The sequence below is a fragment of the uncultured Arcobacter sp. genome (assembly GCF_937982575.1).
In the GTDB taxonomy this organism is placed as follows: domain Bacteria; phylum Campylobacterota; class Campylobacteria; order Campylobacterales; family Arcobacteraceae; genus Arcobacter.
Genome location: NZ_CALJLR010000006.1, coordinates 199,266 through 214,788 on the forward strand (window position 1 = coordinate 199,266; position 15,523 = coordinate 214,788).

At 29.3% G+C, this 15,523-nt stretch carries 12 protein-coding genes; 4 read left to right on the forward strand and 8 right to left on the reverse strand.

Features of this window, described 5'->3' with window-relative positions:
- Window positions 1-19 precede the first annotated feature (19 nt).
- Genes truA through Q0617_RS06145 form a run of 8 tightly spaced genes read right to left on the reverse strand, consistent with a single transcriptional unit; the run spans window position 20 to window position 9,292 of the window.
- Window positions 20-748 carry a tRNA pseudouridine(38-40) synthase TruA gene (gene truA / locus Q0617_RS06110; RefSeq protein WP_298751594.1) on the reverse strand — a complete coding sequence of 243 codons (729 nt, stop codon included), beginning with the start codon at window positions 746-748 and terminating at the stop codon, window positions 20-22.
- Window positions 748-1,767, reverse strand: a complete 1,020-nt coding sequence (locus Q0617_RS06115; protein ID WP_298751596.1) for an LptF/LptG family permease — start codon at window positions 1,765-1,767, stop codon at window positions 748-750. The genes truA and Q0617_RS06115 overlap by 1 nt, the downstream gene beginning before the upstream one ends.
- On the reverse strand, window positions 1,764-2,561 hold the full coding sequence (locus tag Q0617_RS06120; protein WP_298751598.1) for an A24 family peptidase: 798 nt from the start codon (window positions 2,559-2,561) through the stop codon (window positions 1,764-1,766). The genes Q0617_RS06115 and Q0617_RS06120 overlap by 4 nt, the downstream gene beginning before the upstream one ends.
- Window positions 2,521-3,201: a di-trans,poly-cis-decaprenylcistransferase gene (locus Q0617_RS06125; RefSeq protein WP_298751600.1), complete on the reverse strand. Its 681-nt coding sequence runs from the start codon at window positions 3,199-3,201 to the stop codon at window positions 2,521-2,523. The genes Q0617_RS06120 and Q0617_RS06125 overlap by 41 nt, the downstream gene beginning before the upstream one ends.
- Window positions 3,194-4,456: a bifunctional phosphopantothenoylcysteine decarboxylase/phosphopantothenate--cysteine ligase CoaBC gene (coaBC, locus tag Q0617_RS06130; RefSeq protein ID WP_298751602.1), complete on the reverse strand. Its 1,263-nt coding sequence runs from the start codon at window positions 4,454-4,456 to the stop codon at window positions 3,194-3,196. Before coaBC ends, Q0617_RS06125 begins: the two co-directional genes overlap by 8 nt.
- On the reverse strand, window positions 4,449-5,750 hold the full coding sequence (glmU, locus tag Q0617_RS06135) for a bifunctional UDP-N-acetylglucosamine diphosphorylase/glucosamine-1-phosphate N-acetyltransferase GlmU (protein WP_298751604.1): 1,302 nt from the start codon (window positions 5,748-5,750) through the stop codon (window positions 4,449-4,451). Before glmU ends, coaBC begins: the two co-directional genes overlap by 8 nt.
- An 8-nt stretch (window positions 5,751-5,758) precedes the next feature.
- Window positions 5,759-7,702 (reverse strand): ankyrin repeat domain-containing protein, encoded by a 1,944-nt coding sequence (locus tag Q0617_RS06140; RefSeq protein WP_298751606.1) that lies wholly within the window; start codon window positions 7,700-7,702, stop codon window positions 5,759-5,761.
- Between the two features lie 51 nt (window positions 7,703-7,753).
- Window positions 7,754-9,292: a helicase-related protein gene (locus Q0617_RS06145; RefSeq protein WP_298751608.1), complete on the reverse strand. Its 1,539-nt coding sequence runs from the start codon at window positions 9,290-9,292 to the stop codon at window positions 7,754-7,756.
- Window positions 9,293-9,374: 82 nt separating this feature from the next.
- Here Q0617_RS06145 and trmA point away from each other — a divergent pair, with 82 nt between their 5' ends.
- The 4 genes from trmA (at window position 9,375) to Q0617_RS06165 (ending at window position 15,502) form a co-directional block, all read left to right on the forward strand.
- The gene (gene trmA, locus Q0617_RS06150; protein ID WP_298751610.1) at window positions 9,375-10,496 is read left to right on the forward strand and encodes a tRNA (uridine(54)-C5)-methyltransferase TrmA; all 1,122 of its coding nucleotides are present in this window, start codon (window positions 9,375-9,377) and stop codon (window positions 10,494-10,496) included.
- Window positions 10,497-10,530: 34 nt separating this feature from the next.
- On the forward strand, window positions 10,531-12,147 hold the full coding sequence (locus Q0617_RS06155) for a flagellin (protein ID WP_298751612.1): 1,617 nt from the start codon (window positions 10,531-10,533) through the stop codon (window positions 12,145-12,147).
- A gap of 293 nt (window positions 12,148-12,440) precedes the next feature.
- Window positions 12,441-13,934 (forward strand): flagellin, encoded by a 1,494-nt coding sequence (locus Q0617_RS06160; RefSeq protein ID WP_298751614.1) that lies wholly within the window; start codon window positions 12,441-12,443, stop codon window positions 13,932-13,934.
- A 167-nt stretch (window positions 13,935-14,101) separates the two neighbouring features.
- Window positions 14,102-15,502 (forward strand): mannose-1-phosphate guanylyltransferase/mannose-6-phosphate isomerase, encoded by a 1,401-nt coding sequence (locus Q0617_RS06165; protein WP_298751616.1) that lies wholly within the window; start codon window positions 14,102-14,104, stop codon window positions 15,500-15,502.
- Window positions 15,503-15,523: the final 21 nt, after the last annotated feature.

Genomic DNA, 15,523 nt, shown 5'->3' on the forward strand with positions numbered 1-15,523 from the left:
TAAAATTATTTAATATTTATTAAAAAAAATATTTAACTTTTGCTAAATATAATCCATTGGCAGGGGCTGGTATTTTATTTGTTATTTTTTTCTTTTCAAGTTGATTTTTTAAATCATCTTTTGATAATTTTCCATCAGAGATTTTAAGTAAAAATCCTACCATAAGCCTGATTTGTGACCTTAAGTATGAGTTTGCTTCAAACTTAAAAATATAAAAATCTTTATATTTATAAAATTTAGTATCATAAACTTCTCTAACTAGATTCTCCTTATCACTACCAAGCTTATGAAAATATTCAAAATCATGCAAACCATTAAATAATTGTATGGCTTCTTTAATCTTCTGTTCATTTATACTTTTTACAAAGGTGACATAGTTTGCTAAAAAGGGTGTTATCTCTTTTGTACTTACTACATATCTGTAAACTCTTTTTTTTGCATGAAATCTTGAGTGAAACTCATCACTTACTTTTTTGATATTTTTAATTCTAATGGAAGTTGGTAATTTGTGATTCAAAACTTTTTTTAGTTTTTTTAAATCTGACCAAAAAATAGGGATATTGATATTAAAAACTTGCCCTGTAGCATGAACTTGTTTATCTGTTCTTCCACTTAAAATTATTTTAGGTTCTATATTTAAAAGATTGAAAACTTCTATAAGTTTGTTTTCTACACTTTTTTTATTGGGTTGTCTTTGGGAACCTTGATAAGAAAAGCCATCATAAGAGATGGTAATTTTTACGTTCATTAATATACTTTTTGAACATTTGACTTATATATATAGTATGATAAGATTGCCCAAAAAACTGCAACTACAATAATTGAAGCAAAACCTATTGCTTTTGTTAGTGGGTCTGAGATTAAATAAAAGCCAACAACACTAACAATTGCATAAGCAACTGACCTATTCTTCTCATATCTGGGATTAAAGTATCCAAAAGCAACTACTAAATAAATAGAAATAAAAGGGAAAATAGAAGTTAAAACATAAAAAGAGAGTTTTGCAACATGACTTTTACTATTACTTCTTATATTCCAATAATCAAAGGCATCTGTAAAAGGTGTAATTGAAGACTCACTTAAAGTATCATTTATATGCATTACTTTATAATCAATTTGATTGATTTTATCTTTTTCAAAAAAGAAAGTTTTACCATCTTTTAAAACAAAACTTAAATTTCCTGAGTCATTATTTAATCTAGCATTTTTAGCAATTATAAATTGGTCTGCATCTTTTTTTTGTGCTTTAAATAACTTTACCTCTTCATATAATTTATCATCTTTTTTACTAATATATATAAGCCAGTCACCAAACTTTTGCCCAAATTCAGATGCTTTAATATTAAAATTAGCCTCTTTTGTTTTTTGATTAATCATCTCTTGGGAAAGGTATTTTGTCTTTGGGATCAATCCAATAGAGATAATTAAAAGAGAAATAGACATTATAAAAGTGATTGGTAAAAATATCTTTAAAATATTTGTTGGGTTTAACCCAAATGAAGTAATTACTATCAATTCATACTCACTAGACAACTTTGATAAGGTGATTACCAATGAAACAAAAAAAGATATAGGCATAGTATAAAATATAATACTTGGAAGGTTATACGCATAGAGTGTAAGTAATTCAAATAAATCAATCGTAATAACTGATGTCACCGAAGCAATTCTTACTAAAAATATTATTGATGTAATAAAATAGAGTACTAAAAAAATAGGAAAAAATGTATTAGAAAATTGAGATAGTAAATACTGTTTTAGCTTCACAAAATAACCTTTGAAATTTGAAATATATACTCAATAAAAAAACCTAAAGACAAATAAGGTATAAAAGCTGTCTGTCTTTCATTTTTTTTAGCGTTGTTATATATTGAGGGAATTATAGCAAAAAGTGCTGCTAAAAATATAGCAATGAGCCCAGAACTTAATCCTAACACTGCACCAATTACTGCAATTACTGGTAAATCACCCTCACCTAGTGCTTTTTGAGTTTTTAGAGTCTCATCTTTTAATATCTTTGATTTTATATTTTGAATATAAAAAGTAATAATAAAATCAAGTATTACAAAAGCCCCTGCAAAAATAAACCCGTATTTTATAGAGTTTAAAAAGTCATTATGAATATAAGAAAAACCAAAAATAAGTACAAGTAATAAAATCCAATCAGGAACTGCTTTATATTCTAAATCAATAAAAGATAATACAAGTAGAGTATAAAATAGTGCCAAAATCAAAAAATACTCTAAAGAAACCCCTATTTTTAAAAATAAAGCTAAAGCAACAAGGGCAGATAAAACTTCTATAAAAAAATACTGCATAGAGTACTTTTCATCACAATACTTACATCTTCCTGCAAGAATTATAAATGAAACAATAGGAATATTATGATACCACACTATAGTTTTTTGACAATTAGTACAATGACTTCTTGGGGTAATAATAGATTCACATTTTGGTACTCTATAAATAACTACATTTAAAAATGAGCCAATAATTGCACCAAAAATAAATACAGAAATACTATACAGCTCCAAATCTTCTCTCTCTATTGGTATAATCACTTAATAAATCATCAAATTCATTTTTAGAAAACTCAGGCCAATAGGTCTTTGTAAAAAACATCTCTGCATAGGCACATTGCCATAAAAGATAATTTGAAAGTCTAATCTCTCCACTTGTTCGTATAAGCATATCCACATCTGGAATACCTGCTGTATCTAGGCAAGATTCAATATTATCTTGGTTAACTTCAAGTTTTTTATCAACTAGCTTTTTTACTGCCCTTGTTATTTCATCTCTTGAACCATAATTTAAAGCTAATACTTGAGTAAGACCTTGTCCATTTTTTGTTTTTTCTTGGGTATCATTTATAACTTTTTGTAAAGATTTTGAAAACTTTGACAAATCACCTATTGCTTTAAACTTCACACTATTTTCTAAATATATTGATAGCTCATTTTTTAAATATCTTTCCAATAGTTTCATCAAAAATTCTACTTCAAGTTTTGGACGTGACCAATTTTCTGTTGAAAATGCATAAAGAGTCAAATATTTGATTCCCAAATTATTTGCATGGGTTGTAATCTCTCTTACAGTTTTAGCCCCCTCTTCATGACCAGCAGTTCTATTTAACCCCTGCTCTTTTGCCCATCTACCATTGCCATCCATGATAATAGCAACATGTTCTGGCATATTATTCATAAAACTCCAAAGATAAAGTATTTAAAAGATTTAAAGAGACATCTAATTTATCCCCCTCAAAACTTATTGTTTTATCATTTGTTATCAAATCAATCTTATTTGAACTAGAACCAAAAGAGTTATTCTCATCAATTATATTTAGACAAACTCCATCGATGTTTTTTTCACTTCTCATATTTTTTGCATTTTCATAGGCAAGTTTTTTATCCATCTCAGCTTTAAAGCCAATAGTGTAAATATCGCTTTTTTCTAAATTTGATAGCAGGTCAATATTTTGTCTTAACTCTAAATTCCACTTTTGTCCAAGTGCAGCTTTTTTTAGTTTTCCACTTTGTGGAAACGAAGGAAGATAATCACTCACTGCTGCTACCATAAAAAGATATGGTTTTTTTTGTATTAGACTTGGATTTGATTTATCCATTAAAGTGGTAGAACTCATTATTCCTTTTTTGGCAACTCTAATAGAATCTTCTAGATATTTATACATCTCTTGAGAGCTTTGTGCTTCTATTATATGTATCTCTTTTGGTAAATTTTCATGTCCTCTTGAACTAATCAAACAAACATCTGCACCTTTTAAATAAAGTGCTAAAGCTAAAGAAGCAGCCATTTTTCCTGAAGAAAAATTAGAGATATATCTAACATCATCAATTTTTTCTACACTTCCTCCACCACTTAAAACTACTTTCCTATTTTCCCAATACTCATCTTTTAATAACTCTTTTAAAGTAGTATAATAGATATCATCAACTTCACTTAAAGCACCATTTCCTATATCTCTACAAGCTAACTCTTTTGATACTGAGTCTATGATTTTATAATTACAAAGTTTTAGCATCTTCATACTTGCTTTTGTAATGGGATTTTGTATCATATTTGTATTTGCAGCAGGACAAAGAAGTTTTACTCTTGGGTAGGCTAACGCTGTTTGAGTTAATATATTATCTGCAATACCATTGCTTAGTTTATTGATTGTATTTGCGCTAGCAGGAGCTATGACAAAAATATCAGCCCACTTTCCAATTGCTATGTGATTATAGTGGGAGTCTTTATTCCAAGACTCATTTGTATCATCTAAAATTTGTGCTTGTGAAATAGTTTCAAAAGTTAAAGGTGTGATAAATTTTTTAGCAGAAGATGTCATAATAACTTTTACATTTGCCTCAGCTTTTATATATAATCTTATTAGTTCTAAGGTTTTATATATAGCAATTGAGCCTGTAACTCCTACTAAAATGTTTTTATCTTTAAGCATCTTTTTTTCCAAAAAATTTGTAAAAATATCCTTTTACAACTTTTGTAGCTGCTCTTGTTAAGACTAAGTCACCCTTTTTCACATTTTTTGTAACTGTGCTTCCAGCTCCTATTAAAACATCATCTTCAATAGTTACAGGAGCTACAAGTTGTGTATCACTTCCTATAAATACATTTTTGCCTATTTTTGTTTGATATTTTTTAATACCATCATAATTACAAGTAATTGTTCCACAGCCTATATTTGTACCCTCATCAATTTCACAATCGCCAAGATATGAGAGATGTCCAGCTTTGACACCTGTTAAAATTGCTTTTTTAGTCTCAACAAAATTTCCTATATGTGTATCTTTTATAATTGAACCTGGTCTTATTCTTGCCATTGGTCCCGCATCACTATTTGTTAGTATCGCATCTTCTATTACTGTATTTGTTTTTATATGGGAATTTTCTATTTTACTATTTCCTAAAATAGTAACTCCATTTTCAATAATACTCTCTCCACTGATTTCAACACCTGATTCTATATAAATAGTCTCAGGTAACTTCATGATAACTCCAGCTTTCATAAAAGATTCTTTTATTCTATTTTGCTGAATAACCTCAGCAAGGGCAAGTTCATATTTTGAATTAACACCTTTAAAGTTTTCTTCATTTACTACTATTGGTTTTAACGTTTCTTTATTATTAATAGCTATTTCTATTAAATCTGTGATGTAGTACTCTTCTTGTGCATTATCATTTGATAAAAGAGGTAATGAATTTAATAAAAATTCTGTACAAAATTGATAAATACCTGCATTTGCACTTGTGATTTTTAACTCTTCATCTCTTGCATCTTTTTGTTCAACTATTTTTTTTACTTCACCATTTTTTATAACTACTCTTCCATATCCATCTGCATTTTTCAACTCTAAAACAGACATTACAATAGTAGCATCAAGGTCAAATTTTTTAAGCTCTTTTGCTTGAATTAATGGCATATCGCCATTTAATACTAAAGTTTTTTCATACTTTGGTTTTATCCCCATAACAGCGCCACCAGTTCCTGGAAAGTTTATATGGTCTTGTATTACAAAATTAACTTTATCTTGAAAATACTCTTGCATAGTTTCTTTTACTAAATCAGCTTTATGATATAAAACTACAGTAATGTCATCACTTAACTCCAAAGCCTCTTTAATTGAGTAATACAACATAGGCTTACCAGAAATTTTATGTAATACTTTTGGTGTGTCAGATTTCATTCTAGTACCAGCCCCTGCTGCTAGAATAATAATAGATTTATTAAACATTTTTACCCTTATTTTAATGCTTCTGCTACTTCTTTTCGCAAGTTATCTGCAACTTGTTGAAGTGCATTTTTCATTTTTTCATCTGTTATATTATTTTCAACTAATTTTGTCAAATTAGCCTCTTTTTCTTTAAAGAAAGCTGCCACTGCTTTGCTTTTTCTAGCTCTGTTATACATAAGTACTCCAGAAGCAATAAGTACCATAACAAGTTTTGCATGACCTAAAATTGCAGCATAATTTAATATAGAAAATCCTGCATTATCTACTTCATTGATATCAGCACCTGCTGATATTAAAAGTCTTGCAATTTTAAAATTACCCTTCCATTGAGTATGATGTAAAACTGTTCTTCCTTGTTTATCTTTAATATTCAAATCTGTTTTTTTAGATAAAAGTTTTTCCACAAGTTCATAATCATCTGCCATAACAGCTTTATGAAAAATTGTTCTTCCATCTTTGTCAGTTATATTTACATCAACTCTAAATTTAAGCATAAAAACAACTCTCTCTAAGAACTCTTGTCTCTCTTTTTTTGTTTTTGCTTTTAAGCCCTCATCTATCATACAAGATAGTGGAGTATTTCCATCATTATCAAGTTTATTTATATCAGCACCATTATTTAAAAAAACTTTTGTAAGTTCTATATTGTTGTAATGTATCGTATCAAAAATTATTGTTTTACCATCGCTTCTTGATTGATTAAGCTTAGGTCTTTTTATAATCAATCTTTTTAATAGTTTAAAATAATCTCCATTTTCAACAATATCTAAAAATCTTCTAGAGCTTGGTTTTTTACCATTATTTTGGATCAGTATCATCTCAGCTAAATCATCAATTACAGATTTTTCATCAAAATCTCTATGGTCAATATCTATACCTTTTTCAAAAAGGTAATCAAGCATTTCATAATTTTGATATCCTTTTAAACACTCTTGAAAAAGAACAGTTTTTCCATCTTTATCTTGAGTATTTATATCAGCACCTGCATTTAATAAAAACTCTATTGCTTCAAAATCTTTATTGTCAATAGCATAAAAAAGAATACTTTTTCCATGTTCATCTTTTCTATCAATATCCAAGCCATATTCTATTAGTATTGTTAATAGTTTTTGATAGTTATTTTCTTTTTTTACATATTTATAATCAGTCTGTCTATATTTATCCAAATTATTTTCACGTAAAATGTTAAATATTTTTATTATTTCATCTAAAACTGTTTTATTTTCGATATCTTTTTGATTTACATTAATATCTCTTTGCAATAAAGCATCAACTGTATCTAGGTGAGTAGATCCTTTTAATACAACTTTAAACAAAACATTTCTTTTTTTATTATCCAAATGATTTATATCTAAGCCATAATCAATCAAGTACTTCATAATCATTTGGTCATCTTTTAATGCAGCACTAAATAAGACTGTTTCACCTTCATTGTCAGCAATATTAACATCTTCAATGTTATTTAAAACCTCTTTTACAATTCTGATGTTTCCACCCTCAACTGCATCAAAAAGTACTGTTCTTCCATATCCATCTTTAAAGTTTAACTCAGCTCCTTGGGCAAGTAAAAGTTGAAAAACTTTTAAGTTTCCTTCTAAAGCTATATCTTGTATAAGCGTTCTTCCAGAAGAATTTATATAATTTAATGAGGCTTTTTTTTCAAGTAAGAATCTTATCATCATGCCATCTGCACTTGATGCAGCAATAGAAAGAGGAGTTTTACCTAACTTATCTTCATGGTCAATATTTGCACCATTTTTAAGTAAAATTTTCACACCCTCAATTCGTCTTTTATGTACTAGTTCAAAGAGTAGTGTTTTACCTTTTTCATCAGTTTCATTAATATCTAATCCACTATCAATAAGTTTTTGTATTTTATCTTCATTTACATAGTCTTTCATCAACTCTTTTTGTAAAGTTGTACTATCATCTGATTTAAATAGATTAAACATCAACGCTTCCCTCTAATACTTTTAATAATGCCTGATTATATCTAAAGAAAATTAAAATCTTCTCCTTCTCCTAAACTCTCGTGAATCTTTGGGAGGAAAATTTCTTCTGCTTGATTCTTGCTCTAATTTAATATCTTTTTTTAATGAATTCTCAATAAATTGATTAAATGAAGTTCTAGCAATTGTGGCTTTTATGGTATCAGGAAACTGTTCTGGTAACTTATATGATAACCATAAATACAAAGAAATCTTTTTTATCTCATCTTCTACAAGAAGCAAATCTTTTTGTGTTCTAGCAACTTTAGGCAGAGTTATAGATGGTCTATATCTTATAACTTTGTTTTTTAATACTGCTGATATATAAATATCATATGCTTGTAAAATAATTTTTGATTTTATTGAAATAGGTGCTTGGGAGAGCATATACTTATCTTCAAGTTTTAAATTAAACTTTTGATCAACAATAGTAGATGCACTAATCATAGAACCAATATTTGCAGCGACAAAGGGTCCTTCAAACTCCATGTTAGAAGAGAAGAACTTTAGTACCTTTGTTAAAGATGTTGTTTTTAAATGCATTGCTAAATTAGAGAGTTGCTCATTATTGATTTTTACTCTAAAGGGAGGTTTTATTGTTTTTATAGGTTGTGCATACTCTTCTTTAATATATTTCAAACTATCTTTTGTAGTAGCTCCTATAAATCCTTTTTCATGGTGTCCATATCGTCCTGCTCGACCTGCTATTTGAACTATCTCATTTACACTTATACCTCGTCTTGAAATTCCATCAAACTTCATGTGAGTAGTAAAAAGGATTGTTTTAATAGGAAGGTTTAATCCCATAGCAATAGCATCTGTTGCTATTAAAATATCTGTCTCTTTTTCTCTAAATCTCCTTGCTTCATCCCGTCTAACTTCAGGTGAGAGATTTCCATATATAACTGAGACTTTATGTTTCTTTTGGAGTTTTTGTTTAAATTTTAGTACATCACTTCTTGAAAAAGCGATTAATGCTGTTCCACTCTCTAAGTCACCTAAAGCTATATGTTTATCTAAAAGTTGTAATTCATTTTTTCTTTTGAATTTTTCTATTATTAAATCTTCTTCTAAATATGCTGCTAATTTTTTAATGGCATCAAGGGCATTTACACTTCCTGTCATAATTATCTTTTTTGCAGGACAGCCAATAATTGCATTTACCCAAGCCCAACCTCTGTCATCATCATCTAACATTTGAACTTCATCAATAATTGCAACATCAACATCCATATTAAAATCAATCATCTCTATAGTTGAGCAAACATGCGCTGCATCTTCATTTAGATTTTGTTCTTCCCCTGTGATTAGTGAAGCGGGTATTTTTTCTTTTGTTAAGTCTTCATAACCTTCTAGTGCCAATAGTCTTAAAGGTGCTAAATACAAACCACAATCTGCTTTTTTAAGCTCTTGCATTGCTTTGTAAGTTTTACCTGAATTTGTAGGTCCTACATAAAAGTGTAGCTCTCTTTTCATACTTCTAGCTAAGGGGTACAATGATTTTATATCACAATTTAAAAGCTCTTTTAGTTGTTCTTGCCAATTTGTTTTCATATTATTCTTTTTAATTTTATAAGTATTAAATCGATTTTATCATAAAATATTAATATTATAATAAAGATTTTAAGGGATTTTGATGACTTGTGATTATTTTGGGAAATGTGGTAGTTGTACTTTGTATAATATGGATTATTATGAGCAACTTGAATTTAAAATACAAAGAGAAAAAGAGAGATTCAACGATATAACATCAATGGAATTTGAGATAATCAAAAGTGAAGAAGCGCATTTTAGAAATAGAGCTGAGTTTAGATTTTGGAAAAACTATGATGATGAAGATAATCCAACACTTTCATATGCAATGACAAGCTTTGATAAAGATATTGTAGAAGTTGATAACTGCTCAATTGTTTCTAAACAAATTAGTGAGTTAATGCCAAAACTTTTAAAAAAAATTTCTGAAGATGAAATACTGCACCATAAAATTTATTCTGTAGAGTTTTTAGGCTCTACTACTAATGATATGTTAGTAACTTTAATTTATCACAAAAAATTAGATAGTACATGGGAAATAAAAGCTAAAGAGATACAAAAAGAGTTAAATATAAAAATAATTGGGAGAAGTCGTAAACAAAAAATTGTTTTAGAAGAAGAGTTTATAAAAGAAGAACTGAACATCAATAATGACAATTTTAAATTTCACTATAAAGAGGGAGGTTTCACTCAACCAAATACTAAAGTAAATATAAAAATGATTGAGTGGGTTTTAAATAATATAGAGACAAAAGATGATTTATGTGAACTTTATTGTGGTGGAGGAAATTTTACCATTGCTTTATCAACTAAGTTTAATAAAGTATTAGCAACAGAGATTTCAAAAACTTCAATTAACTCAGCACTAAAAAACTGTGAACTTAATAATAGAACTAATATTGACTTTATAAGAATGAGTTCAGAGGAATTTGTTGAAGCTTTAAATGGTGTTAGAGAGTTTACAAGACTAAAAGATATTAATTTAAAAGATTATACCTTTTCCACAATATTTGTAGACCCTCCAAGATCAGGGCTTGATGAAACTACGAGAGAACTAGTTAAAGACTTTGAACAAATCATTTATATCTCATGTAATCCAGAGACATTACATAGGGATTTAAAAGAGTTAACTAAAACGCACCAAATCTTAAATTTAGCTTTATTTGACCAATTTTCCTATTCTAAGCATGTTGAAACAGGAGTAATTCTTAAAAAATCTTGTTAGAATTTAGCATATAAGCTGTTACAAGGTTGGAAAAATGAAAATAAACACAAACATAGCTTCGCTTAATGCACAAGAAGCAGCAACAAAGACTAATAGTAAGATTGCTAGTTCATTAGAAAAACTTTCTACTGGATTGAAAGTAAACAAAGCTAGTGATGATGCATCTGGGTTAGCAATTGCTGATAAACTTAGAACTCAAGCTACATCTATTGGTCAAGGTATTGACAATGGTAACTCTGCAGTTGCACTAATACAAATTGCAGATAAATCAATGGCAGAACAATCAAATATTCTTGATATTGTTAAATCTAAATTAATTCAAGCAAATACAGATACTACATCTCCTGATGGTAGAGAAGCTATTAGAAAAGATATAGTAAAACTGTTAGAACAACTAGATAATATCGCTCAACAAACGAGCTACAATGGTATTACACTATTACAAGATAGTTATGACAGTATGCAAAGTTCAAGAGAACTAAGTTTTCAAATTGGTGGAAACAAAGATGATATTATGCAAAGTTCGTATATCCAATCAAATACTATTGGACTAGGTGGAGGAACTGAAGCCATAGATCAAGTTTCTGGATCAAGCACTAGAGGTAACCTTATTTCACAAGGTTTATCAACAATTGTTAGCGCTGATGGAACAAATGCAATAACCCTTGATGGTTATGCTACAGGAACTGCAATAGACGTAAATATTTCTGGAATTACAAGTGAAATTACTTTTAATACATCATCAGGAACAATTAGTAACGTTGACACAAATACTCAATTAATTTTGGAAAGTTTAGCAAATATAAGCACAACAACAGCTGTTTCAGGTGGAAAGGTTAAGTTTACTCGAGTTGCAGCAGATGGAACAGAGACTAATTTAACAGTTGCACAAGCAAAAGTATTTACAGCAGCTTCTGGTACACTAAAAGCAACAGTAAAAGTTAGTGATATAAATGGAAATGTTTTAGGTGATTTTTCTATTAGTACATCGGGAGGAGCAGCGGGTATCTCTTCTGCTATTACAATTAATGCAGGAACAATTGTAAATGGTATTCAAGAGAATCCATCATTTAGTGTTTCAACAGGTACAACAATAGATTTAGGTGGTAATGCTATAAACACCTTAGCAATTGGCAGTACTATTGATACATATAGTGTAGGAGCCATGACCATAGAACAAAGTTCCGCATCTGGAAGTATAACCTTTGGGGCAAATGCACAAAACCTAATGATACAAAATAATAATGACCAAGTTGGAGAAGAACTAAAACTGACAACTGGTGTTAATAATGATGGAGCAACTGGTACAATTTATGGTGGTGGTTCACTTTCAGGATTAAAAGCATTAGCAACTGGACAATTAACAAAAGTTCAAGCAGATAAATATCAAAGTATAGTTGATGCAGCACTAAGTCAAATGAATATTTACAGATCTGACTTGGGTTCTACTCAAAATCAAATAGAATCAGCAGTTAGAAACTTAATGACACAAGAGACAAATGTAAAAGCTGCTGAGTCAGTTATTAGAGATGTTGATTATGCTGAAGAGTCTGCAAACTTTAATAAAAACAATATCATCTCACAAGCAGGGTCATATGCTATGAGTCAAGCTAACTCTGTACAACAAAACGTATTGAGACTTTTACAATAGTAAATAGTCGTTAAAGTAGTAGTTTTACTACTACGATATACGTTTCCTCGAAAACGTTCTTAGATTACTTCAATAAGAAGCAAATTTAACATTAAAATTTAAAAGAGAGCTTTTTAGCTCTCTTTTTTTATTGCCAACTTATATTTTAAACTACTTTTAAGAATTGGTATGTAATAATTCTATTTACAAAGTAGGGATCAATTGATTCCAAAGAGTTTTACTCTATGCTCACTAACCTGAGAATGTTTCCGTCGTGATTTATCACAATGTGTCATAATTAAAAAGGATTTATTATGAGAATTAATACTAACATTGCTTCATTAAATGCAAGAGAAGCAGCTACAAATACGCAAAATAAAATTGCAAGTTCATTAGAAAAACTTTCTACTGGATTAAAAATTAATAAAGCATCTGATGATGCATCTGGTTTAGCAATTGCTGATAAATTAAGAACACAAGCAAGTTCTATTGGTCAAGGTATTGACAACGGTAACTCTGCTGTTTCATTAATACAAATTGCTGATAAATCTATGTCTGAACAATCAAATATTCTTGATGTTGTTAAAGCTAAATTAATTCAAGCAAATACTGATACTACTTCTGATGCAGGTAGAGAAGCTATTAGAAAAGATATCAATAAACTACTTGAACAATTAGATAATATTGCACAGCAAACGAACTATAATGGTACAACACTATTACAAGGTGGTTATGATGAAACTCAAGGGTCTAATCAATTATCATTCCAAATTGGTGGAAATAAAGATGATATTATTCAAGCAGAGTCTATTCAATCTAATACACTAGGTCTTGGTGGAGGAACTGAAGAGTTGGTTCAAACATCAGGTGCTAGTGATAGAAATAATATCGTTTCACAAGGTACATCTATCGTTGTTACTGGTGATGGTACAAATGATATTACAATTGATGGTTTCTCTTCAGGAACTTCACTAGATGTAAACTTGTCAGGTATCTCAGGAGCTATTACATTTAGTGGTTCAGGAACAATTAGTAATACTGATGCAGTTACACAATTAGTTTTAGAAAAACTAGCTGCTGCATCTGGTGGTAAATCAGTAGAAGTAAGTGATATTAATGGGAACGTTATTGGTACATTCTCAATATCTTCAGGTGGTTCAATCACAAAAGTTCAAGCAAGTTCAATTAATGGTATTGCAGGAGCTATTACATTTACAGTAACATCTGGTACTACTATCAATCTTGGTGGTAATACTATTGATACAGTAAATAACTCATCTACTACTACAAGTGGAGCAAGTCCAGCATTATTAAGTACATTTAGTATTGGTTCTATGCAAATCACTCAAAGTTCTGCATCTGGAAGTTTAACAGTTAGTGGAAATGCACAAAACTTAAATATTACAAACTTAAATAGTGCAAATGGTGAAGAAATCACAGTTTCAACTGCTGCTTCTGGTGGTAAAATTACAGGGGGAGGAACACTTTCTGGATTAAAATCTTTAGCGGCTAATCAATTGACACGTGCTCAAGCCGATAAATTCCAAGGTGTAGTTGATGCTGCAATTTCTCAACTTAATACATATAGAGCGGACTTAGGTTCTACTCAAAATCAAATTGAATCTGGGGTTAGAAACTTAATGACCCAAGAGACAAATGTAAAAGCTGCTGAGTCTATTATTAGAGATGTTGATTATGCTGAAGAATCTTCAAACTTCAACAAACAAAATATTATCTCACAAGCTGGATCGTATGCTATGAGTCAAGCTAACTCTATCCAACAAAATGTTTTAAGATTATTACAATAGTATTTGATCTTTTCACTTTTAAAAGTAGTATCCTTTTGGATGCTACTTTTTTTATTTCTATTTAAATCAGAAAAAATCTCTTTTTTTAAATTTTAATATATTGTCAGAAAACATCAAACTCTTATAAGCTAAAATATCTAACAACATAAAGAATAGGAAGTGACATAATGACTAACATAATACTATGTGGAGGAAATGGAACAAGACTGTGGCCAATAAGTCGAACACTCATGCCAAAACAGTTTGTAAAACTATTTAATAAGCAGTCATTATTCCAATTAACAGTGCAAAGAAACTCAAAATTATGTGAAAGTCAATTTATAGTTTCAAACACTGAACAGTATTTTTTAGCATTAGACCAATTAGAAGAGATTCAAAACACTATTCCCTATCTACTATCATCTAACAACTATTTACTAGAACCAATAGGAAGAAATACAGCTCCTGCTATTGCCTTAGCTTGTATGGCATTACCAAAAGATGAAATAGTATTAGTAACACCAAGTGATCATCTAATAAAAAATGAAAAAGAGTATGAAAAAGTAATAATTCAAGCAAAAGAGTTTGCCCTTGACAATAAATTAGTAACCTTCGGCATTACTCCAACCTTCGCAGAAACAGGATATGGATATATAGAATCAATAAATACCTTTGATGTAAAAGCATTCCATGAAAAACCTGATTTTAAAACCGCAACTAAATATTTAGAAGAAGGTAATTATTCTTGGAACTCAGGAATGTTCTGTTTTAAAGCAGGAGTTTTTCTTGATGAACTAAAAACTCATTCACCTGAAATTTATAATGATTCTTTAATAGCATTTAATAATGCTTCTGTTGAAAATTCATTAATTAGAATAAAACATGATGACATGTTAAATATCAAAGAAAATTCAATAGATTATGCAGTCATGGAAAAAAGTAATAGTGTAAAAGTAATTCCTTCAAATATAGAATGGAGTGATGTGGGAAGCTTTGATTCACTTTATGATGAACTTCCAAAAGATAAAAATAATAATACAATAAATGAAAATCATATTTCAATAGATTCAAAAAATAATTTAATCTATGGTAATGATAGAAAAATAGCAACAGTAGATATGGAAGATTGTATTATAGTAGATACTGGAGATGCACTTTTAATATCTAAAAAAGGTTCAAGTCAAAAAGTAAAACAAGTTGTACAAAAACTAAAAGAGCAAAAAAGTGAACTTCATAATATTCACCTAACAGGTCATAGACCATGGGGAACATACACCGTCCTAGAAGATTCAAATGGTTATAAAATAAAAAAAATAGTAGTAAAACCAAAGTCAAGATTATCTTTACAAAAACATTTCCATAGAAATGAACATTGGATAGTAGTATCAGGCTGTGCAACAGTTACAATAGATGATAAAACTTTTATACTAAACCCAAATGAATCAACATACATAAAAGCAGGACAATTACATAGACTTGAGAATCAAGGTAGATTACCCTTAGTTATCATAGAAGCTCAAGTAGGTGAATATACAGGTGAAGATGATATTATTAGAATTGATGATGATTTTAGTAGAAATAAAATATAATACAAATAATTAAGTAATAGG